Origin of the sequence: Acidithiobacillus ferrooxidans ATCC 23270, assembly GCF_000021485.1 — a bacterium.
Classification (GTDB): domain Bacteria; phylum Pseudomonadota; class Gammaproteobacteria; order Acidithiobacillales; family Acidithiobacillaceae; genus Acidithiobacillus; species Acidithiobacillus ferrooxidans.
Window position 1 is genome coordinate 1,455,026 of record NC_011761.1, and the last position, 21,658, is coordinate 1,476,683.

General features: G+C 59.2%; 24 protein-coding genes. 12 read left to right on the plus strand and 12 right to left on the minus strand.

The annotated features are described in order from the left end of the window. Positions 1–202: 202 nt before the first annotated feature. The 12 genes from parA to AFE_RS07855 form a co-directional block, all read right to left on the minus strand. Entirely contained in the window at positions 203–838 is a 636-nt protein-coding gene (gene parA, locus AFE_RS07800) for a ParA family partition ATPase (protein WP_012607170.1), read from the minus strand. A 36-nt stretch (positions 839–874) separates the two neighbouring features. Next, positions 875–1,153, minus strand: coding sequence for a hypothetical protein (locus tag AFE_RS07805; RefSeq protein WP_012536697.1), 279 nt, complete (start codon positions 1,151–1,153; stop codon positions 875–877). Beyond that, on the minus strand, positions 1,150–1,593 hold the full coding sequence (locus tag AFE_RS07810; RefSeq protein ID WP_012607171.1) for a ferritin-like domain-containing protein: 444 nt from the start codon (positions 1,591–1,593) through the stop codon (positions 1,150–1,152). Before AFE_RS07810 ends, AFE_RS07805 begins: the two co-directional genes overlap by 4 nt. Before the next feature lie 13 nt (positions 1,594–1,606). Beyond that, positions 1,607–1,945, minus strand: coding sequence for a BMC domain-containing protein (locus AFE_RS07815; protein WP_012607172.1), 339 nt, complete (start codon positions 1,943–1,945; stop codon positions 1,607–1,609). Between the two features lie 45 nt (positions 1,946–1,990). Next, on the minus strand, positions 1,991–2,287 hold the full coding sequence (locus AFE_RS07820) for a BMC domain-containing protein (RefSeq protein WP_012536699.1): 297 nt from the start codon (positions 2,285–2,287) through the stop codon (positions 1,991–1,993). Positions 2,288–2,331: 44 nt separating this feature from the next. After that, positions 2,332–2,628 (minus strand): BMC domain-containing protein, encoded by a 297-nt coding sequence (locus tag AFE_RS07825; protein WP_012536700.1) that lies wholly within the window; start codon positions 2,626–2,628, stop codon positions 2,332–2,334. Positions 2,629–2,659: 31 nt separating this feature from the next. Continuing rightward, positions 2,660–2,926 (minus strand): carboxysome peptide B, encoded by a 267-nt coding sequence (locus AFE_RS07830; protein ID WP_009567525.1) that lies wholly within the window; start codon positions 2,924–2,926, stop codon positions 2,660–2,662. A gap of 10 nt (positions 2,927–2,936) precedes the next feature. After that, positions 2,937–3,185 (minus strand): carboxysome peptide A, encoded by a 249-nt coding sequence (locus AFE_RS07835; RefSeq protein WP_009567526.1) that lies wholly within the window; start codon positions 3,183–3,185, stop codon positions 2,937–2,939. Continuing rightward, entirely contained in the window at positions 3,182–4,783 is a 1,602-nt protein-coding gene (locus AFE_RS07840; protein WP_012607174.1) for a carboxysome shell carbonic anhydrase, read from the minus strand. The genes AFE_RS07835 and AFE_RS07840 overlap by 4 nt, the downstream gene beginning before the upstream one ends. Before the next feature lie 55 nt (positions 4,784–4,838). Beyond that, on the minus strand, positions 4,839–7,139 hold the full coding sequence (locus tag AFE_RS07845) for a CsoS2 family carboxysome shell protein (RefSeq protein ID WP_041645863.1): 2,301 nt from the start codon (positions 7,137–7,139) through the stop codon (positions 4,839–4,841). A gap of 70 nt (positions 7,140–7,209) precedes the next feature. Continuing rightward, positions 7,210–7,542 (minus strand): ribulose bisphosphate carboxylase small subunit, encoded by a 333-nt coding sequence (locus AFE_RS07850; protein ID WP_009567528.1) that lies wholly within the window; start codon positions 7,540–7,542, stop codon positions 7,210–7,212. 91 nt (positions 7,543–7,633) lie between these two features. Beyond that, positions 7,634–9,055, minus strand: coding sequence for a form I ribulose bisphosphate carboxylase large subunit (locus AFE_RS07855; RefSeq protein ID WP_012536704.1), 1,422 nt, complete (start codon positions 9,053–9,055; stop codon positions 7,634–7,636). 18 nt (positions 9,056–9,073) lie between these two features. Here AFE_RS07855 and AFE_RS07860 point away from each other — a divergent pair, with 18 nt between their 5' ends. From AFE_RS07860 to AFE_RS16350, 12 genes are all read left to right on the plus strand, one after another. Next, positions 9,074–10,126 carry a LysR family transcriptional regulator gene (locus tag AFE_RS07860; protein ID WP_232027572.1) on the plus strand — a complete coding sequence of 351 codons (1,053 nt, stop codon included), beginning with the start codon at positions 9,074–9,076 and terminating at the stop codon, positions 10,124–10,126. A 443-nt stretch (positions 10,127–10,569) separates the two neighbouring features. Next, positions 10,570–11,427, plus strand: coding sequence for an oxygenase MpaB family protein (locus tag AFE_RS07865; protein ID WP_009564689.1), 858 nt, complete (start codon positions 10,570–10,572; stop codon positions 11,425–11,427). A 309-nt stretch (positions 11,428–11,736) separates the two neighbouring features. Beyond that, entirely contained in the window at positions 11,737–12,405 is a 669-nt protein-coding gene (locus tag AFE_RS07870) for a VirB8/TrbF family protein (RefSeq protein ID WP_009564688.1), read from the plus strand. A gap of 12 nt (positions 12,406–12,417) precedes the next feature. Continuing rightward, on the plus strand, positions 12,418–13,563 hold the full coding sequence (locus tag AFE_RS07875) for a TrbG/VirB9 family P-type conjugative transfer protein (protein ID WP_012607177.1): 1,146 nt from the start codon (positions 12,418–12,420) through the stop codon (positions 13,561–13,563). 22 nt (positions 13,564–13,585) lie between these two features. Continuing rightward, complete coding sequence (locus tag AFE_RS07880) at positions 13,586–14,566, plus strand: TrbG/VirB9 family P-type conjugative transfer protein (RefSeq protein WP_235826739.1); 981 nt, start codon at positions 13,586–13,588, stop codon at positions 14,564–14,566. Positions 14,567–14,568: 2 nt separating this feature from the next. Beyond that, the gene (locus tag AFE_RS07885; RefSeq protein ID WP_041645907.1) at positions 14,569–16,056 is read left to right on the plus strand and encodes a TrbI/VirB10 family protein; all 1,488 of its coding nucleotides are present in this window, start codon (positions 14,569–14,571) and stop codon (positions 16,054–16,056) included. 10 nt (positions 16,057–16,066) lie between these two features. Then, positions 16,067–16,369, plus strand: a complete 303-nt coding sequence (locus AFE_RS07890) for a hypothetical protein (RefSeq protein WP_009566320.1) — start codon at positions 16,067–16,069, stop codon at positions 16,367–16,369. Beyond that, a complete protein-coding gene (locus AFE_RS07895) occupies positions 16,366–17,037 on the plus strand; it encodes a lytic transglycosylase domain-containing protein (RefSeq protein ID WP_009566321.1) in 672 nt (223 codons plus the stop codon). The genes AFE_RS07890 and AFE_RS07895 overlap by 4 nt, the downstream gene beginning before the upstream one ends. Positions 17,038–17,047: 10 nt before the next feature. Further along, positions 17,048–19,552, plus strand: coding sequence for a type IV secretory system conjugative DNA transfer family protein (locus AFE_RS07900; protein ID WP_012607179.1), 2,505 nt, complete (start codon positions 17,048–17,050; stop codon positions 19,550–19,552). A gap of 109 nt (positions 19,553–19,661) precedes the next feature. Next, positions 19,662–19,856, plus strand: coding sequence for a type II toxin-antitoxin system RelB family antitoxin (relB, locus tag AFE_RS07905; protein WP_009569339.1), 195 nt, complete (start codon positions 19,662–19,664; stop codon positions 19,854–19,856). 1 nt (position 19,857) lies between these two features. Next, the gene (locus AFE_RS07910) at positions 19,858–20,064 is read left to right on the plus strand and encodes a type II toxin-antitoxin system RelE/ParE family toxin (RefSeq protein ID WP_009569336.1); all 207 of its coding nucleotides are present in this window, start codon (positions 19,858–19,860) and stop codon (positions 20,062–20,064) included. 1,091 nt (positions 20,065–21,155) lie between these two features. Beyond that, complete coding sequence (locus AFE_RS16350; RefSeq protein ID WP_113527130.1) at positions 21,156–21,650, plus strand: hypothetical protein; 495 nt, start codon at positions 21,156–21,158, stop codon at positions 21,648–21,650. Positions 21,651–21,658: the final 8 nt, after the last annotated feature.

Consider the following 21,658-nt stretch of genomic DNA (forward strand, 5'->3'; position numbering starts at 1 on the left):
TCTGAGCGAGGTGCAGAGGGCCGTTTTTCCTCAGTGGAGTTCGATAATGGCGGAGGCTTCTCGCCCGGACGGACCGTGCTCAGACCATTCGGTTGGGCGTCTGGTGCCGCAGCAGCACACGCGTCTACTATCGGTGCCGACTTTTCGACTTGCTGCGCTTGAACCTGGCGTACCCCTTGCGCCAGTTTGGATCCCAATTTCTTCACAGGCATAAGACCTCCTCAATGATCGCTTCCATATCCGCTACGGCTGCTTGGGCGCGTTTGCCCAGTCCGTAGACGCTTACCCCTTCAACCGCAGCACTGCGGTAAGCCGCACGCCGCTGCATGCCGGCCTGCAATATCGGTACGTCAAACTCCGCCAGGGCCTCGCGCATGGCGCGGGACAGGGCATTACGCGATTCCAGTTGATTCAGCACCAGGCCTGCACGCAAGCCTGGATTCAAGCGCCGGACTCCGCCCAGCGCTGCCGCCATCCCCACGCTGGCCCACAGATCAATCGGGGAGGGCAACACCGGAATTAATATCACCTGAACCGAGCGCATCATCGCGGCGACCACGTCACCCTGAATGGCGGGCGGGCAGTCCACCACCACGTAGCGGTAGGTGTATGCCAGTTGCGCAATGGTAGCGAAGGGATCACGACCAGCCTGCGCCACCGGCGGCAGTCCGGCGCTACCATCTGCCATGGCGACCCACTGACTGATCGAACCCTGAGGATCGGCATCTATCAGGTGAGTAGAACCCCGCCGAGCCAAGCCCGCCGCGAGATTCAACGCCAGAGTGGTTTTGCCGGTACCACCCTTTTGGTTGATTACCGCGATGATGCTGTCCGCCATGCTTGCCCCTGGTGCCGATTCTATCGGTCCGCCGGTTTAGGTTCTTGCCGTAGCGGCCAGCGCTTCCATCTCGCCAGTGAATCTGGAGTTGCGCTCGGTCAGCTCAGCCCGACCTTCGGCATCAATACTGATGTTGACGTAGGTTTTCCCGAAGCTCACATTCGGATAGTAGCCCTCGCGTTTGGACAGATCAGCCATTTGATCCAGAAAATGGCGTGTCTGAACGTAACTTCCAAACTCAAATCGCCAGTTCAGCGTGGGCAGAAGTTCCTGTGGTCCTGATGAGGCCGCATTCAGATCCTTTACAGCGTTCATGATGTTGCTCCTCGATGCATCTCGATCAACAGGTGATCCAGGTCGCGCAAGTGACCCAACTCCTCTTGCAGCAGACCGGCGAACAAGGCTTGTAACTCTTCTGCGCGCATGCGGGCGCAGTAGTGGGCCGCTTCTTCATACAGGCGGATCACGTCGATCTCCAGTCCGCGATCGATCAGTAGCATTTCCTCCAGGGATCGACCCGGACGAATGGGCGGCAGTTGCGTACCATTGGAAGCAATACCCAATATCAACATGCGCTCAATCAATTGCTGTGCATGTCCGAGCTCTTCTTCCGCATCACGGCGGAAACGGCTACTGTATTCCTTCAACTGCCACATGGCGGTCAGGCTGGCCTGGGTGAGATACTGTTGCACGGCGGCCATCTCGGCACTGAGCGCGCGCGTCAGGTAGCCCGTCATTCGCGGATCGTTCGCCATGGCCGCGCCGGCGCTAGCTGAGTGACTGCCTGACCACGCCATCCAGGCCGCTGTCACCGGCATCGGGCGTCTTCGGTAGTATGTTTTCTACCTCTGAGTGCACGCGGGCGATGATATGGGCGGCCACCAGTCCGTCGCCAACACGCTCACACGCATCCGCCCCTGCCCGTACCGCCGCATTCACCGCACCAGTCTCACCGCGCACCAGCACGGTGACATAGCCGCCGCCCACGAACTGGCGGCCCACCAGGCGCACTTCTGCCGCCTTGGTCATCGCGTCCGCCGCCTCAATCGCCGGCACCAGGCCGCGCGTCTCGATCATACCCAGTGCCACTCCGCTGACATTTATCATTTCCATCACTCCATGTTCCGGTTCGGTTGATTCGGATAATACGGTTCATTCCACCGGGCTGCTGGGCAGAATATTCTCCACTTCACTGTGTACGCGGGCGATGATATGGGCGGCTACCAGTCCGTCACCGACACGCTCACACGCATCTGCTCCGGCGCGTACCGCCGCATTTACCGCACCGGTCTCACCGCGCACCAGTACGGTGACATACCCACCGCCCACGAACTGGCGGCCCACCAGACGCACTTCCGCCGCCTTGGTCATCGCGTCTGCCGCTTCAATCGCTGGCACCAGGCCGCGCGTCTCGATCATACCCAGTGCCACTCCGCTGACGTTTGCCATTTTCATTACTCCTTCTCTGGTTCAGTTGACTCAAGTAATACTGCTCATTCCACCGGGCTGCTGGGCAGAATATTCTCCACTTCACTGTGTACGCGGGCGATGATGTGGGCGGCTACCAGTCCGTCACCGACACGCTCACACGCATCTGCTCCGGCGCGTACTGCCGCATTTACCGCACCGGTCTCACCGCGCACCAGCACGGTGACGTAGCCGCCGCCCACGAACTGGCGACCCACCAGACGCACTTCTGCCGCCTTGGTCATCGCGTCTGCCGCTTCAACCGCCGGCACCAGGCCGCGCGTCTCGATCATACCCAGTGCCACTCCGCTTACGTTTGCCATGTCCACTACTCCTTTTGGGTTAAAAAAATGGTTAGTTTCCTGTCTGGCTACCGCTGGGGTCCCAATGATCAATGATCCCGGCGATGGTCAGGTCTGTCAGTATCCGGTAATCTCCCGCAGCGTAACGGGCTGCCGAACCGCTCACGGCAATCACCCATTTGCCTGGTGGCACACCTACTGGGTCGGCGGCCACGCTGATCCGACCTTTCGCATCGGTGAGTACCCGGAGCGATGCATTCTGCAGCCCGGGTATTCTCCGGGTGGCCACGAGATCAGAGACGACGCGCATAATGTCCATATCGGATATCCTAATCTTCCGACCAGTGGTCGATGATGCCGACGATGGTAAGATCGCTCGGAAAGTCTTTGCTGCCCGCCGCTTCGCGCGCTGCGGATGAACCCACGCAAATCACCCAGTCGCCAGAAACACATCCCACCGCATCCACGGCGATGCTTCTTGCACCGCCTTTTTCCTTTACCACCAACAGTGGGCGATGCCCCATTTCCTTGATCCGGTTGGTCGAAACCAGGGTTTTTTCCACCTGACAAATCTTCATCGTGCGCTCCGTAATGCTGAGGCACCATTCGCCTCGACCGGTTCGATCGGGCTGCCCGGGGGCTTGTCCTGCACGGTCATGCCGCAGACCAGCAAACCCTGCCGATGCAATTCCGCATAGCGCGCCTCGATCGCGGCTTTGACCCGCTGACAGCGTTCTACAGTGCGTTCGCGACTGCCGGGCACGCGACGGTCATAGCGGAAATGAATCGCCACAGGCACGGGTAATCCATGCAGGACATTAAGCGTGCTAAAAATCTGAAGGCCCACGTCCAGATCCGGCCCTCCTTCTTCCACCGTGTGCAAGTAAACGAAATACGCCAGGTTGCGTACCTGGAATTCCTCAAATCCATCCCCCACGCTGATGAATCGCTCGTTATGGCCGATGTCCGGGTAGCGCCCACCCCAGTTGCCGCATACATACTCAATCTGCGACAGGTTGTTGATCAGAAGCGTGGCAATGAGTCGGCGCATACCCTCGTGTGGTTCGCCGTTGCCCTTGCCCCATCCGTCCGTAGCGCTGGCGGCTTGAATTGCCTGATACACCTTGAGTCGTGCATTGCTGGCATCATCGTTAACCGTGTCTTTATATAACGTCAGATTGCTGACGCAGCGATATAAACTCATTTCGCCATCCGCGTCGGGCACATGCACTTTAATGCCGTCGGTATCCGTATCGACACCAATCAGTAAGGTGTCGACCGAGGCACCGCAACAAAAACTGTTTTCGATGGCCTGACGAAATTCACGCAACCGCCCCAGGCCTGCTTCTGCAGCATCCCTCTCGCTGCTGTGATGCGCCGCACAACCCTCGTGGGCGGGGTCGGAACTGCTCCAGTGGTAGACCGCTATTTTTAGGTACCGCGTACCTGCATCGGCAGACACCGGACGGCCTTCGCGATAGCGCATCAGTTCGGTTTCGATCCAGCGTTTGACATTGGCCTCAACGTCGAACATGGCCCCGGCGTAAGCCTTGCGGCTGCGCACCGCGTCATCGGGCAAGCGCAGAATGTAGCGCACCAAGCCCTTCAGCCGCCCGTCCGAGCACGGTGTGATATCCACCGCGTGGTAGCCACAGTCGAGCAAGAACGAAGTCACCTCGTCTGAATTCTGCGGCACGGCCTGCGTTTGCTCCGCCATCAGGCGAATGGTGTGCATGACGCACGCCCCATACAGCGCGCGCATATCCAGGTTAGCTATCCAGGCATCCTCCAGAATTCCTGCCGGTAACAGGAAGCCAAGATCCGTGTGGGCAACGCGCTGTGCGCGTTCGAGAAAATCGGCCTCATGCTGCTGGGCGGCAAGGTGCTTTAGCGCCGGAATGATGGCTGCGAAGTGCCCCTTCACCGCCTGTTCGTGGGCCAGCAGGCGGTGGTTCTCCAACTCATTGGTGAGCGGGTGCCGACAAGGCCGTGCCGGATCCGACGAGCAGGCCGGGTTGGGTGCACTCTTCGGGCTGAGTACAAGGTCCCGCGCCGCAAATACCGGTTTCTGCGGCCGCGCTTGCAGCGTGCTGGCCGGCGTACCCAGACCGTAAGGTGGTCGGTTTACTCCTGGCTGAGGGCTCACATGCCGCCCGGGACGGTTTCTCGTATTCATCGCAATCTCTGGTCCATGCTGCGTGTGTGGGCGTACAGTCGCCGTCGGTATCACATCAACCTCGTGCACCGCCGGAATAGGTGATCGGAGAGCCTTTGGCATCGTTGCCGCTGCTGCCGGTCACTCGGCTGGTCGGCAACGCCGGCCGCTCGCGGTCTTTCATCTGGGAAGCCCCAAGCACCTTACCGCGTTGATCTCCACGCAAGGTCTGGTTGCGGCGCGTGGATGTGCCTTCGGTGCCGGTAATGCTTTCATTGCGCCTCCATGCCGCCCCCGTGATGGCAAAACCGCCCTCGTGCCCGTCTCCGGTGAGGCGACTGCGCGGCACTTCTGTTGCGGCGGTCGTTGGCACGGCACCATAGGCCTCATCGCGATAACGGAACTCAGGTGTGCCGGAAACCAGACCAGCCGCCAGATTCACCGGACCGGTAATACGTCCCACTGCGCCATAGGCAATACCGGTAACTCGGTTGAGCGGTCTCTCCTGCGCGCTGCGCGCGGGAGTCGTGACGCTAAAATTTCCGCGGACTGCTGCCACCTCCGGGGCAGCGACTGCCGTATGCGGCGCATCGGCTGGGCCACGGGTGAGTGGATGCATCCGCGTCCCATTTCCACTCTTGTGCAGTGCCCGTTGATCAGTGCCCGCATAAGGGGTGCCACTCAAAACCTGCCCTTCACCACGAGCAGATCCGGTCACTTTGTTGTCCGGTCCCAGCCGGATGCCGGTCATCATCGCATCGGCGACGCCACTTTGTTTTGCCATCAGTGCTTGTGCTGTGGCCTGGTGGTCCGAGGCACAAAATGCCGCGTACTGATCGGGACCCGCGTATTCCGTGCCCGTGACAGGCTGGCAACCGCCATATTCATCCCCGGTGACCTTGGGGCTGCGTTCCACCGACGTGCCGGATACCGGCTGTTCGTGCCAGGTGTGCGTCACGCCGACTTTTTCCGGTGTAGGAACGGGTTTGCGGTTGCAGGCCTGATACTGAGCCAGTCCAGCAGATTCGGTGCCCGTCACACTGGCGCAAACTCCACGTTCCGTACCCGTCACGCGGTTTCCAGGGGCGGTCTCCGTACCCGTCAAAGCATGCTCGCGCAGCGTACTCATCACGCTCACCTTGTGTGGAGCGCTGCCGCCGTCGCGACACAGGCTGCCAAACGACTCCGGCTGGTAATATTGGCTGCCGGTAAGCTTGCGGCAGGATCCGGGCTCATCCCCGGTCACTCTGGCGCTGCGCCCGACTTCGGTTCCACTCACGCGCTGACCAGCCTCGGTGGCCGCTACGCTGACCTTGGCCGGAGTCAGCGCTGGCCGGGTTGCGCAAAAGGATTCAAATTTGTCGGCGCTGAGATATTCGGTGCCGGTCACGGCCTTACAGGTGCCATGTTCATCTCCGGTGACCTTCACGCTGTGCCCAAGCTCGACGCCGCTCACACGCTGGCCTCGGGTGGTCCGGCCTACATTCACCTTAGCGGGAGCCGGCTCCGGGGTAGCGGTGCACAATGCGCCGTATTGCTCGGTGCCAATATATTCAGTGCCGGTGATGGCCAGGCAACTGCCCGGCTCGGCACCCGTGACCTTGGCGCTGCGTTCCACCTGGGTGCCGGTCACGGATGTGCCACTCAGGGTAGTCCCTTGCTCCACTTTGGCAGGTGCTGCAGGCTTCTGACGGGTCCGGCCGCTGGGTCGATATGCGGACTGATCGCTGCGCCCTTTTTGGCACATGGCTTCACGGCGTGCCTGGGCGGCGTCGCGCCCGCTCAATCCTGCCAAGGCGTCGGGCTGACCGCTGTTGTGCGATATACGTGAAACACGGCTACAAGACGACGCTACCTTTCCCTGAGTGGAAAGCGCGCGGCGACGCTCCTGGCAGAGTTTGCGCACCGCGGAGGCGCTCGGCCCGGCCACTGATGCCGGGTCTTCGTCTACCAGCGCGCATACCGCTTCGAGCAACTGTTCCCGCTCGGCGATTTCAGTTGCGTCCTTACCTTTGCAGCCACAGCCATTCGGGGGGGGTAAGTCTTGCGCGGCAGCTGCCGCTTCTACAGGCGCAGCGGTGACAGTCGGTGTATCCGAGGCAACGACACGAATCCCCGTATGCGCAGTAGAGTTGGCCTGCGCAAGCCCTATGGCGCCACCCTGCGACAATGCCTCGCGGCGCGCACGGGAAAGCGACTTGCCGGTAGCCCCTGTCGCCTCCATGGCGGCCATATTGCCCACTGTCCGCGCCTCCGATGCGGATGGTTTTGCCCCCAGCGCGGCGGCACCATTGTGCGACAGTGCCCGCCGCCGCTCCAGCGCAGCGGCACGTGTCGAGCGTGGGGACGCCATATTGTTTGCCATAGAGTCACTCATGACTTGATCCTTCCGTATCCATCAAACCCCTGCGCGGGCCACCCGCTGGATAGCCCCGCACCGATCTTGCTTATCGCCCGCGGAACACCACAAAAGCGCTGCCCTGGCTCTGCGAGTAGTTGTCATACCCGATCAGGCGCACGTGATGGTTGGGGTGGGCGCGATGGCATGCCTCCAGTTCGGCAATAACGGTGTCCACTGACTGCTCGCCGAACATGGGCAGTTTCCACATGTACCAGTAGTATGTTGATGCGCGTTCAGGCTCCACATGCTCGATGCCGGGGTTCCAGCCCTGGTTCACGAGATAGGCGATCTGACGACGCATTTTTTCCGGTCCCATTGCCGGCAAATAGGAGAAGGTTTCGTACTTGGGTGTTGAGTCGTAGTCTTGAATGTCAGCCATTTTCTATTCCTTTCTTTGGCGCGCGGAGCGAGCCGTCAAGCCTCGCGCCACGCGGGTTTTCGTTTGCGCCTTTGCGATTACTGTCACAGAATCAGCGATTTACCACGTCCAATTTGTCCACGGTATCAAATTCAAACTTGATCTCTTTCCAGGTTTCCAGAGCAATTTTTAACTCTGGACTGTCTTTCGCTGCGTTGGTGAGAATGTCCTTGCCCTCGCGCTCGAGATCGCGACCTTCATTGCGCGCTTCCACACACGCCTCTAGCGCGACACGATTGGCAGCTGCTCCGGCAGCGTTGCCCCATGGGTGCCCTAGCGTCCCGCCACCAAACTGGAATACCGCATCATCGCCAAAGATTGCTAACAACGACGGCATGTGCCAGACGTGGATACCGCCAGAGGCTACTGCGAACACACCTGGCATGGATCCCCAGTCCTGGTCGAAGAAGATGCCTCGACTGCGATCCTCAGGGACGAACGATTCGCGTAGCAGGTCGACCCACCCTTGAGTGGAGGCGCGGTCACCTTCCAGTTTGCCAACCACCGTGCCTGTATGCAGGTGATCACCACCCGACAGACGAAGCGCCTTGACCAGCACCCGAAAGTGAATGCCGTGGTGCGGATTACGGTCCACAACCGCATGCATGGCACGGTGGATGTGTAGCAGGGTGCCGGTTTTCCGGCACCAACGCGCCAGACCGGTATTGGCACAGAAACCACCCGTAAGGAAGTCGTGCATGATGATGGGCATATTGAGTTCCTTGGCGAACTCTGCCCGCTCATACATTTCCTCGGGCGAGGGTGCTGTAACATTTAAATAGTGTCCTTTGCGCTCACCAGTTTCAGCTTCGGCCGTGTGGATCGCATCAGCCACGAACAGAAACCGATCGCGCCAGCGCATGAAGGGTTGCGAGTTGACGTTCTCATCGTCCTTGGTGAAATCCAGACCGCCGCGCAGACACTCGTAGACTGCACGACCATAATTCTTGGCAGATAGACCAAGCTTGGGCTTGATGGTGCAGCCGAGCATTGGTCGGCCATATTTATTCATCTTGTCGCGCTCGACCTGGATGCCGTGGGGCGGTCCGTTGCAGGTTTTGACGTAGGCGAGTGGGAAGCGTACATCTTCCAGGCGTAGTGCACGCACTGCCTTGAAGCCGAAGACATTACCCACCAAAGAGGTGAATACGTTAACCACGGACCCTTCTTCGAACAAATCTATGGGATAGGCGATAAATGCGTAAAAGCTGGTGTCATCGCCCGGCACATCTTCGATGCGATAAGCACGGCCTTTGTAGTAATCCATGTCAGTCAGCAAATCGGTCCACACCGTGGTCCAAGTGCCGGTAGAAGACTCGGCGGCTACCGCGGCGGCGGCTTCTTCACGATCCACCCCTGGTTGTGGCGTAATTTTGAAACAGGCTAAGATATCAGAGTCCAAAGGCACGTACTCGGGGGCCCAATAGGTCTGCCGGTATTCCTTTACTCCGGCCTCATACTTTTTTACGGCCATGCTTGCTCTCCTTGTGTCATGGTAGACGATGGTGATTGGAGCCACCTGCCAGGTTCCAATGCTTGGGTAGCATTGTGGACGATCTGTAACTATATAAAAGTAAAATATATTTACTATTATAATTTAGTATGGTTTACTATTGGCATGTCTATCCGTCATGCAACCTTGCACCAACTCAAGATCTTCGCTGCCGTAGCTCGGCACATGAGCTTCGCCCGTGCCGCTGAAGAGCTACATTTGACACCTCCTGCTCTGTCCATTCAGGTCCGGCAACTCGCCGAGGCAGTCGGCCAGCCGCTTTTTAATCAGATTGGCAAGAAAATCTACCTGACCCCGGCGGGGGAGGCGCTGACATCGGCGTGCCACGATGTGCTGGATCGACTGGAATATTTCACTCAAGAGATAGCCGCTCTGCAAGGACTGGAGAAGGGCAGCTTGAAGGTCGCCACGCTCTCTACCGCTAAATACTTTATTCCACGTATTATGGGAGGGTTCTGTACGGAGCATCCTGGTGTTGCTACTGCTTTGTTTATTGGTAATCGGGAAGCACTGCTGGAGCGGCTTGCGCGTAACCAGGACGACCTCTACATCCTGGGTCAGCCGCCGGAACACATAAACGTCGTCGCGGAAGCTTTCGCCGATAATCCCTTAGTGGTGGTATCCCGATCGGATCATCCCCTGGCGTCGGAAAAAGACCTTGAGCCATCACGTCTACGAGACGCACCATTTATTTTGCGCGAACCCGGTTCGGGAACACGTCTGGCTGCAGAGAAGTTTTTCGAGCAACACGGCGTTGTTCTCAGAACACGTATGGAATTTGGAAGTAATGAGGCTGTCAAGCAGACTGTGGCTGGCGGTTTAGGCATTGCCGTGCTGTCGGCAAGTACGATACACGCGGAACTTGCCAGCGGCGAACTGGTGATTCTCGACGTGCGTGGTTTTCCTCTAGAGCGCAAGTGGTATGCGGTTTATCCGGCGGGAAAACTGCTTTCTCCAATCGTCAGGGCCTTTATGGGGTGCCTGTTTGCGGTATCTGCACATGGTGAAAAGGAATGGCGCGCTCAAGAATGAAGTAATGGGATGAACGTCCCCTTCCCCCCAGCCGCGGTCCGATGCCACGATGGGGGCCCATTGAACAAGGAGGTTCATCCCATGAAAGCGTAGTAATTGGCCCTGGGTGCCGCAAATCGCGCCGAAGAAACACGCTGCGACTCCGTTTATGGCAAAGTAAGGGTGTGGCACTGCAGAAGGCCGATAAATCACGGGAGTATGTATCGTGTCTTCCTTTATCCTGCCGGTATTTGGATGCTATTCTGCTTGATAGTCTGACTCATGTGTTAGAAGTAAACAAGCGGACCATTGTTGGATCAGTGAATTCTTCATTGTACTTTACCCGTCTCCTGTCATGGTAGGATAATGTAGCTCCATAGATTTCTGATTCTCTACAAGACATGAAGCGCTCATAAGGCGCGCATAGGATAACCGATGCCTTCCAAGCTTTTTGTAAATCATCCATGACTACGGCGTATGATCGTGAAATTCTCCAGTTAGATCCGGTCAAGGATCACTGCCGAATCACCTTTCTGATGGCAACTTGTGTGTATCCTTTTGATATCGCGCGTGCGCTTGAACTAGCCCTGTTTCGCACGTATGCGGTACCTCGTATTTCTGCTCTCCTTCGCCATACAGGAGAACTCACTGAACGGACCCGCAAACGTTACGATGATACGGACCTGCTCCTCAGTGAATTGATTGAACACGGCTACGATAGTCCACAAGGGCAGGCTGCCATTGAAAACATCAACCGCCAGCACGCCAAATATACGATTCGCAATAAGGACTATCTATATGTATTGTCGACGTTTATTTTTGAACCGATACAATGGATAGCGCGTTTCGGGCATCGCCCCCTATCAGAAAAAGAACGCTTGGCCTGGTTCCACTTCTGGCGGGCCATAGGCGTGCGCATGAACATCCAAGATATTCATGATGAATATGCTGAGCTGGAGCAGTTTAATCGTTCCTATGAGGCAGAGTGTTTTCATTATTCCAATTCAAACCGATGTGTCGCAGAAAAAACGATAGACTTGCTACTGGGCTTTTATATGCCGCCCGTACTGTTTCGACTGGGAAGGCCTGCCGTTTATGCTCTACTGGATCGACCCCTACTAAACGCTTTAGGCTTATCTGGACAATCAATCTGGTTGAGCCGAGTGCTCACCCGTGCATTACGTTTACGCGGACGAATAGCCAGTGCGCTACCGATCAAAAACAAACCAGTGATGCGTACGCAATTGCGTCGGCCAACCTACCCAGAGGGCTATCGCATTGAAGATCTTGGCCCAGAAAAACCTACGCAGCAGCGGGATTGAAGGTCTACTTTAAAGACAAGCTCTTGGCCTTTCCTATCTACCAGTCGCGATTCTCAAAATTCATGCTCATAAGACTGCCACGTTTTACAGCATTAGTGACGAGTTGCGAGAACATGCTGGTCAGTCCGCCGAATGACTGCTTCCGCTGCCCTGCCGCCGTTGAGCTTTGGTAGTCGCCAGTAGATGGATTGCAGTCATCCAGCAGAGGGAATCATTTGTAGGCTGGCATAAGGCGACGCCGCCTCATGCCGGTTATCCCCCCAACCCTCGATCTATACCCTTTCAGGAATCATCTGAGAGGGTTATTTCATGTCGAGCAATCCCGATTATCTGGCTGCCCGCCAGGAATGGCTTGAGCGCTACGGCTCCTACATCGCGCAGGCGAGAAACTGGCGCATCGCTGCCCTGTCGGCTATCGGCATTGCCGCCCTGTTTGGGGCGGGCATGGTGTACGAGGCAGACCGTGTCCATATCGTGCCCTATGTCGTCGAAGTGGACAAACTGGGCAAGGCTGTGGAACTGGCGCAGGCCGTGCGGGCCGGTTCTTTCGCCCAGCCGGTAGTGCAGCACATCGTTTCCCGCTTCACCTGGCTCGCTTTCACGCGCAGCCCGGACAAGCATGTGCAGAAGCACTTCATCGATGAATCCTATCATTACATCGCATCGAGCGCGGAATCCTCGCTGGACGCCTTCTACGCGCAGCACAATCCCTACGCGGCCTATTCCAACAAGACGCAGGGCAACACGGTCACGATCCAGAGCGCCGTTCCCGTTGGGCAGGTGACGGGCAAGGGTGGCTCGTACATCGTCGATTTCCTGGTAAAGCACTATGGCCCGCATGGCGGCGTGGATGGCGAGCAGAACTGGCAAGGCACGGTCACTTACGCGACGGTCCCGCCATCGAACAACCCCAATGTCCTGAAAGGCAATCCATTCGGCATCTACATCACGCACTTTGCATTCAGTCCGCAGGTGTAAGGAGAAGATGACATGAAAACCAAGACATGGCTTTCTTTGGGGCTCGCCGTCCTTCCTGGATTGGCGTTGGCTGGCGTAGATACTGGACTCCCCGCGGTGAAGCCGATCGGTTCGCTGCAGGGAAAACCGCCAATACAGCCTGCAGGGACGAAAACCGGTTCCGCCCATCCGTCCACGACACCATCCGCATCTGGCGGCACCACATCTGCGCGCCAGAAGGTCCCGGCCATCTCCCCGGAGGCTGCCGAGCGGATAGCGGCGGTGCAGGTGTGGCAACAGTCCATCGCCACCCCGCCCGAGGGCCCAGAAAGTGCTGCAACCAGAGCGTTGGCACGTCAGTCGCTGACGGCGTCCCAGGCAATGGATAACACTCTTCCCGTGGTCGGCGGCGCGAACGGAACCGTCGACAGCCTGGCCGGTCGGCCCGTGCTGGTTTGCTCGCCGCTGCACACCTGCATCATCGAGCTGCCCGACGGTGTCAGGCCCGTGACGACCGTCGGCGTCAGCAAGTCGGAATGGAATGTGCAGCAGGCGCTGGTTGGGAAACAGCCGGAAATCTTCCTGAGCCCGAAATTCAAGGGTCTCCACCAAAACATCGTGGTAGCCGCAACCGACCAGAGCAGGCCCATCAACTATGAAATCCGTCTGGTCAGTGACGCAGTGCGCTACATTCCCGCCCTGAAGATCGAGGATAGCGGGGGCGAGGTCCGTTCCTGGAAAACAGACTTGCAGTCAGCAGACTCGCAGGCAGCAGACTCGCAGGCGGCGGCCTTGCTGACGGCAGACAACGCACCAACGGATCAGTCGGCTGCTGACCATAAAGGCAATGTACTGCCTCTGCCCAATATCCGTCTCAACCACGTCAATCTTCGCTGGTCCATTCATTGCGGTGGCGGCGGATGGTTCCGTTCCAGCGACTGCAAACCAATCCGTCCATTGCGCGTGTATGACGATGGGACCCATACCTTCATCGACATGCCTCAGGGGCTGGCGAGCCACGGAGGCTTTCCCATCCTGCAAGCCCGCAATGCCAGCGGACACCTGATCGGAGTCGATACCCAGATCCGGGGCAACACCTATGTCGTCGATTCAGTTCCTGCCGAGATCCTGTTACGGCTGGGTTCTGAGGTGGTCACCATCCAGCAGGAGGGGAGGTAACATGCGCTACGGGGCAAAAACGATGAAAAAACGGTCTGTATTGGTGATGGCCACGATTGCCATAACAGTAAGCGTACCCGCTTCCATGGCATCCACGGTGAAGGTGCCGGGAATTGCCGGACAGTCCGCGCCAATTGCCGGAACGGTGAACACCGCCCAGATTTTTCGGCACAGTCTGAACATCCGTTATGGCGAACCCATCCGGGCGGTGGAGCAACAATCGGTGCGGGCCTTTGCCCTGGGCACGCTCTCGCAGCTCCCTGTATTCACGCGCCCGGGCGGAGAGGTCATTGTGCCACTGGGGCAAGTCCTGCCGGTGCTTCAGACCGCCCCTGGCAATTTCTCTGTGGTTATTCTGGGGAAGGGCGTCAAGCCGGTATCCCTGGTCGGCGCCCCACGCGCCGAGTGGGTCGTGAAGGAGACCGCCGCCGGCGGGCTTGCGGCCGGCAGGCATCCCATTCTGGAAATCATGCCCCGCTTTGCCGGACTCAAAGGCAGTATCCAGATCGTCGCGACCAGCCCTCATGGCTATCCGTTGACGTACACCGTGGGCCTGGTCAGCGGTACCTCCCGGTTCACGCCGGTTCTGTCCTTCTATCGCGTCCCTCACGTTATCCACCAACCTCGGGAAGTGGGTACACGCGACCAGGACAGGCAGGCCACGGCCCCCATCGCCCATGCTTCGCATGCCAATACTCCACCTGTGAATGCCACACATGCCGATCTCGACTGGAAAATGCAGTGTTTTACGGGCGACTGCAAGCCTGTCCAGCCGATCAGCGTGGTCAGCGACATAAAGGACAGGATGACCTATATCCGCCTGCCCACAGGGAAAACCCCGATGGTTCTGGTGCGCAACAAGTCCGGCAAATCCTTGCTGGTGGGCTACCGCATGGAAGGGCACACGCTGGCCGTGGGGGCCATCCCCTACCGCATCGATCTGCTCACGGGCAACTGGAATCACCTGGCCGAAATTAGCCTCACGAACGAGGCAGGAGCGTAGCCATGAAAAGCGGCAAAGACTTTTTCTCCGATTTGCTCCAGAAAAAGAAAGGGCTGCTCCCGGCAGGGCAACAGCCCGCCGCGGATAGCCGCAAAGGCCCTGGCGGGCAGCAAGACCCTGGCGGGCAGCAAGGCCCTTGCAGGCCGCAAGGCCCTAGCAGGCCGCAAGGCCCACAAGCCAGTCAGCTTGGGATCGAGGTCAAGCCGGACAGGGACCGGATGGCGACGCGCATCAAGCGGACGCCGCTCTATATCGCGGCTGCGGTGGTCGGACTGGGCGCCTATGGCGGCTATGAGTATCTGCAAAGTCACCCGATGTTCGGGAACGCCAAGCCGCAGGTGCAGGCCAAAACTATCCAGCCGGCGAGCGGGACTGGCGCACCGGTCGCCCCTGCGCACCGGAAGCAGGTCCACAAGCCCACCACGCCTGGAGGGGCGTCGGACACGTCGGCAACCGCAGCCACGAACAGCGCGGGTGGACCGTCCGATCCAACGCCCGCACCAGCGTCCACAGTGCCCACAAAGAATCCCTACGCAACGCAGGACGCCGCCTTCGCGTCCGCCCTGGGTACGGAAAGCACTGGGAGCGGAGCCGGTGAGGGCCTTGCCTGGAAAACGCCGGAGTCAACGCCGTCTGCGCAGGCCCCGGCAGTTCTCCCTACGGCCCTATCAGGTGCAGCCCTGGCTGATGCAGAACAAGCAGCCGATGGCGCTAGGAAAACGAAGAAAAAGACCCCGCCGCCCCTGGTGACCCGGGAGACGAGCCCCTACGAGATTCTTTCCGGGTCGGTCATTCCCGCCGTTTTGCAGACGGGCATCAAGAGCTATCTGCCGGGAGAGATCACGGCGGTGGTCAGCCAGAACGTCTATTCGTCCGTGAATGGGGCAACGCTCCTGATCCCTGCCGGCGCCAAATTGGTGGGCACCTATGACACACAGACGGCCCTGGGCATCAACCGGCTGGCCGTTGCCTGGACGCGCATCGAGTTTCCGAACGGCACCACCATGAACCTGCCGGGATACGAAGGGGCAGGCGGTGCTGGATACGCCGGCTTCGCTGGGGAGGTCAATGACCACACCTGGCTGATCTTCAAGAATGCGTTATTGATGTCGATCGTGGATGCAGGGATGGCGATTGCCTCTCCGTCCACATCGACCAGTGTGACAGGCCAGATGTCCGGGAATGTGGCGCTTCAGGACAGCGAGCAAGCCCTGGCGCAGACCTTTGGGGAAGCCGAATCCCAGCTGCTGGAAAAGTACATCGACATCGCACCCACGATCACCATTCCCACCGGCTATCTGTTCTCGGTGGTGGTGGCGCATGACATGGTCTTCCCCGGCCCCTACGACCCGGCCATGCAGACGGGATCGGCCATGGTCGACCCAGCGCTTGGGCCGAATCTCAATCCCTATGGGTTGCACCCTGCGAAGGGGTTGCACCCTGCCAAGGGGCTGCGCCCTGCGAAAGGGTTGCGCCCTGCCAAGGGGTAAGGAGCGAAAAATGCGCGGAAGCATCATCATTCGGACAGAGCACGATTGCGCTGGGCTTTCGCCGGCAAGGCGAACGGCGATTGTGACACAGAAAGTGCGCTCCCTGTCCGATGAGGGCCTGCAGGATCTGGCCCAGCGCCGGGAGAAACAGCACCCGGGGCGCCACCTTCGCCCCATGTCGATCACCCTGCCTGCCGACGTGCTGGAACGACTGCAATGCTTTCAGGGAAGCAGATGGAGCGTCTCCGCGCTGATCGATCGGATTCTGGAATCGGAAGATGCCCGCCCAGCATCGTCACGGAGTTCGCGATGATTTTACTCTCCCAGATTAACGCGGAATGCGCCCCCATGGTCGCACCCTCGACGATGGCCGCCATTGTGCGGGTGGAGTCCGGGGGCAATCCGTTGGCGATGTGGAACAACAGCACGCAGAGCATGGTCATTCCCGGCAGCCGGGCTCAGGCCATCCGGTATTTGCGGCACGCCATGGCCGCAGGTCAGCGGGTCGACGTGGGGCTGGCCCAGGTGGATACCGGGAACTTCGCCGCCTTCGGACTCAGGCCCCGGAACGCCTTCAATGCCTGCGCCAACCTTCGGGCTGGCGGCGAGATCCTGCACATGGATTGGCAACAGGCGCTGTCCAGCGGCTACCGGGGTCAACAAGCGCTCTATCACGCCTTTGAAGCGTACAACTCCGGGCGGCTCCGGGGCGATGCCCAATATGCCAACCGGATACTGGGTGCCGCTGGAGTACCCACGTCCGCCGGCTGCAAGCTTGCCGGCTACAAGCCTGCCGGCCGCAAGCCTGCCGGCTGCATGCCCGCCGACTACGGCGGACTGCGCACCGTCTCCTGGGGCAACCAGGGTAACGCGGCACTGCCGAGCAATCCCTTTCCCCAATTTCGGTGGCTGGCAAAGCCTGCTCAGGCGGTAACGCCTGCACCCTCAGATGACTCCCACTCCTGGCCGGTTCTCCCATAAGGATGCCAAGATGGTAAACAGTATCCATGCTCCCAACTCCACCGTCTCCGACTACAAGATCCAGCGCCTCGCCCGGGGCGGCAGGCTCAAGACGACGCTCGCCGGCGTTGCGGCGGGCGTTCTCGGTTACACGTTGGGCATATCCTATGTGGCTCGGGACGTGTTTCCCGGCTACCAGTGGACCGATGATTTCATCCAGAAGGCGCATGCCTACATCGCATTGCCCTACGGCTGGCGGCTATATGATCCCCTGCCGTTCCTGCGGCCGATGATCCTGAACATCCACTATCCAGTGATTCATCAGGCGTTCTATGACGCCGGTCTGCCGGCCGTGGTGCTGGGCATACTCACGGCGGGGATACTTGGGAAAAAGCACAAGGACGCGCAAAAAGCCGTCCTGGACAATCCTGTGCATGGCTCAGCGCATTGGGCGGGTAAAAGTGATGCGATCCGGGCGGCGCTCCTGCCTTCTCCACCGCCAAAGACGGTAATGGACTCCCTGCGCCCCTGGCTTGGCATGCACCCTGCGAAGGGCATGCACCCTGCGAAGGGCATGCACCCTGCAAAGGGCTTGCACCCTGCAAAGGGGCTCAAGGGAGGTTCCGACTGGGCCCGCTGGCAAGAGCGGCGGGAAAAGCGGAAAAAGGAGGCCGCCGAGTGGCGGAAGAGGAGGGCGGAGAGGGAGAAGAAACGCCTGTCGGAGATCCCGGAGCCGACCGTTTTCGACCGGTTCGACTCTCCCCATGTCTGCTATGTGGGGGCCTTCGTCGAGAACGGCGCGGCCACCCCACTCCAGCACACCGGGGCGGAACACATCCTGGTCTTTGCCCCGACCCGATCGGGCAAGGGCGTGGGCCTGGTGCTGCCCACGTTGCTGGACGGCTGGATGGACTCGGTGGTCGTGCATGACATCAAGGGGGAAAACTTCCACCTGACGGCGGGCTATCGCAAGGCCATGGGCCACCACATCCTGAAGTTTTCACCGGGATCGGTATCCGAAGAAGGTTGCCACTTCAACCCGCTGGACGCGGTGCGTGTCGGAACCCAATACGAAGTCAAGGACGTGATGAACATTGCCACGATGATTGTGGACCCGGATGGCAAGGGCCTGAACGATCACTGGCAGAAAACCGGTTTTGCCCTGCTCACGTCCATCATCCTGCATGTGCTCTACGCCATGCCGGACAAGACCCTGCGGGGCGTTGCCGCCTATCTCAACGATCCCACGCTGGAAAGCGTGGACGTAGCCTTTGAGCGCATGATGCAGACGGAGCATGACCCGGATGAGCAATATGGCTGGAGGGACGGCAACGGCCAGTGCTCCAGGGTCCATCCGGTCATCGCGCAATCCGCGCGGGAGATGCTGAACAAGGCCGAGAATGAAAAATCGGGCGTCATTTCGACCATGATGAGCTTCCTGTCCCTCTACCGGGATCCCATCGTCGCGAAGTGGACCGAGTATTCGGACTTTCGCATCGCCGACCTTCAGGACGCCGAACAACCCGTCTCTCTGTACCTGGTCACCAGTCCGGAAGACAAGAACCGGCTCAAGCCCCTCATTCGCCTGGTGCTCAACCAGATTGCCTCCCAGTTTACCGCGGAAGAACGCCTGGAAGCGAAAGACGGGCGAATCGTCGCCAAGGGAAAGCATCGGCTGCTCTTGCTGCTCGACGAATTCCCGAGCCTGGGCAAACTCGATGTGTTCCTGGACAGCATCGCCTTCCTCGCAGGCTACAACGTCAAGCTATATCTCATCACGCAGGACATCGCCCAGCTGGAAGATGAAGGCCACGGCTACGGCAAGGCCGGGGCCAAGACCATCATCGGCAACTGTCACATCCGGGCGGCCTACGCGCCCAACCAGGTCGAGACGGCCAAGTGGATCTCTGACATGCTGGGCACCCGTACCGTGACCATGGAAAACGACAACCAGAGTTTTGACGGTTCCCTGTTCGGTCAGAACAAGGGCTATTCCACGAGCCTCAGCTACCAGTCCCGCCCCCTGCTGACAGCGGATGAGGTCATGACCTTGCGGGGACCGGAAAAGGAAGGTGCCAATATCAAGACCCCCGGCGATATGCTGGTATTCGCGGCGGGCTTTCATCCCATCTATGGACAGCAGCTGCTCTATTTCAAGAACCCGGAATGGCTCGATCGGGCATCCATGCGGTGGCCAGAGAAGAGCGATTCCATCCCCGGAGCCAGGAAAGACTACAAGGCCATTCTGGGTGAGTCGGGTGGAACGCTACCCATCCCCCATATCGAGAAAAAGCCGGAAGGGCAGGATCCTGTCGAGGAGGTGAGCGAGGCTGAAAGGGCGGCATTGGCCGCGGCGGCTGGCGATCTGGACGCCGTGGCAGGAGAGTGCAAGCCCCTCGCGGGGTGCAAGCCCTTTGCTGAGTGCAAGCCACTCGCGGGGCGCAAGCCCACGGGGGACGGGAAATATGACACGTCCGAGCGGGACGCGGAGAGAGGCGTTATCGGGGGTTTGATGGGGGATGACGGCGACGGATGATGGTGGATGGTTCCTGCAAGAGGGAAAACCGCCTAATATAGATATCAGGGACCGCATGAGGGCTTTCTTTAACCCCTCGCTGATGATCGATACCAGAGGAGCGTCCAGAATGAATGCCGTTTTACCTTCTATCATCTCCGAGTTTGAGACCGCCGAGCAGGAGGCCAGCTATACTGCGTGGCTGCGTACAAAGGTCGCGTCGAGCTTGGCTGATCAGCGACCCAGTATTCCGCATGACGAGGTGATGGCCGAAATGGACGCGATCATCGCGGAAGCGGAAACCTCTGCTCAAAGGAAATTCTGAGTTGTTACCCATTATCTGGCGGGCCTCGGCCCGCGATGACTTGGCGAATATCATTCGCTACATCGCCAACGAGAATCTGCCAGCGGCGCGGCGTATGAAACGCCTGCTGGAAGAGTCTGTCTTGCCTACTGCCGAACATCCCTACCTATACCACATCAGCGATCGCGTGCCGGGCTTGCGTGAGATCGTCGCGCACCAAACTACATAGTGCTCTATCGTGTCACGGCCACCTGCATTGAGATCGTGAACGTGGTGCATGCCCGCCGTGAGTTCCCGGTTTCCACCCAAAATGAGTAGCCTCATTGTAATGTCCCATAACAGCCCCTCACAGGCAGGCGGAGAACCCCGCAAAACCGGGCCATCCGTCGCTCATGATGCCGATCCAACGAGGCAGAAGGGCGAATTCTGTCTGGTATAGAAAAACCAGGTCTGGGTCTGCCCCGGAATATTCGTTGATAAATTCCTCAGGACGCTCCATATTCATAGATGATAAAAATGCGGAGGAATATGTCATGCCTATTTCAACTGGAAGAATCGCTGTGATTGCCTTGGGTATTTTGGCTTTGTCAGGCTGTGCTGTTGGCCCCTACGGTCGATATGGATATCAGGGGTACAACCAGCCGCCCCCACCCCCTCCTGGTCAGTACAACAACGGCTACGGCAATCCACCACCGCCGCCACCTCCTCCTCCCGGTCAGGGGCCTGGTCAGTACAACAATGGCTACGGTAATCCGCCGCCCCCACCCCCTCCTGCGCCATAAGCAACATTCTGGGACAAGTTCAGCTTTATCCAGTAAAACAATAAAAGAGGATTTGCTATGCCGCGTAAACCGATTGTACTCAGTATCGCCATGGGCCTCGCCGGATTAGGGGTTTTATCACTCTCTATACCGGCGTCTGCTGCGCCGTTTGATCTCAGTGTCATGCTGGGCGATCTCGGGATCAATCTCGGTAACACGGGCTTGCCCCTGCAATATGGCTATTTTGAGCCACCCTCCGCGTATACCAACTATTACAGTCAGCCACTCTATGCGCAGTACATGATGTGGTACTACTACCCGCAGACATATTACCAATATTATCCGGCACCGCCCCCGCCTATGCCGGCGGGGGCACCGCCTCCACCGCCTCCACCACCTGGTGCGCCGCCGCCGCCACCACCTGGCACTTATTTTAATTATCTGGGGGTACAACCACCGCCACCGGCTCCACCTGGCGCACCACAACCACCCCCGCCTGGTCCTCCCGGTGGACCAGGCTTTGGGCCCCCAGGGGGACCACCACAGGGTCTCCAACCGGGTGGACCTGGATTCGGCCCACAACAAGGACCGCCTCCCGGAGGACCACCTGGAGGAGCTCAGTTCCAGCAAGGACCAGCAGGAGGGCCTCCGCAGGGACCACAATTTGGTCCGAGAAGGGGGCCACCACAGGGTGGACCAGGAGGGCCGGGACCTCAACAGTTTCCCCAAGGACCTATGGGTGGACCTGGATTCGGCCCACAACAAGGACCGCCTCCCGGAGGACCAGGACTTGGAGGACCTCTACAGGGACCACAATTTGGTCCGAGAAGGGGGCCACCACAGGGTGGACCGGGAGGGCCTGGACCTCAACAGCCACCCCACCAAGGACCTATGGGTGGTCCGCGTCCACCGGGAGGACCAGGTGGACCGCCCCCTGGAGGTCCCGGCGCACCTTAACGGCCAAAACAAAACGAGCCGCTCATCATGGGGCTCGTTGTTTGGTACTCTTTACGCCCTCAATAAACGAGAAAACAGCATCCACAAGACCGAATGATGCATCCT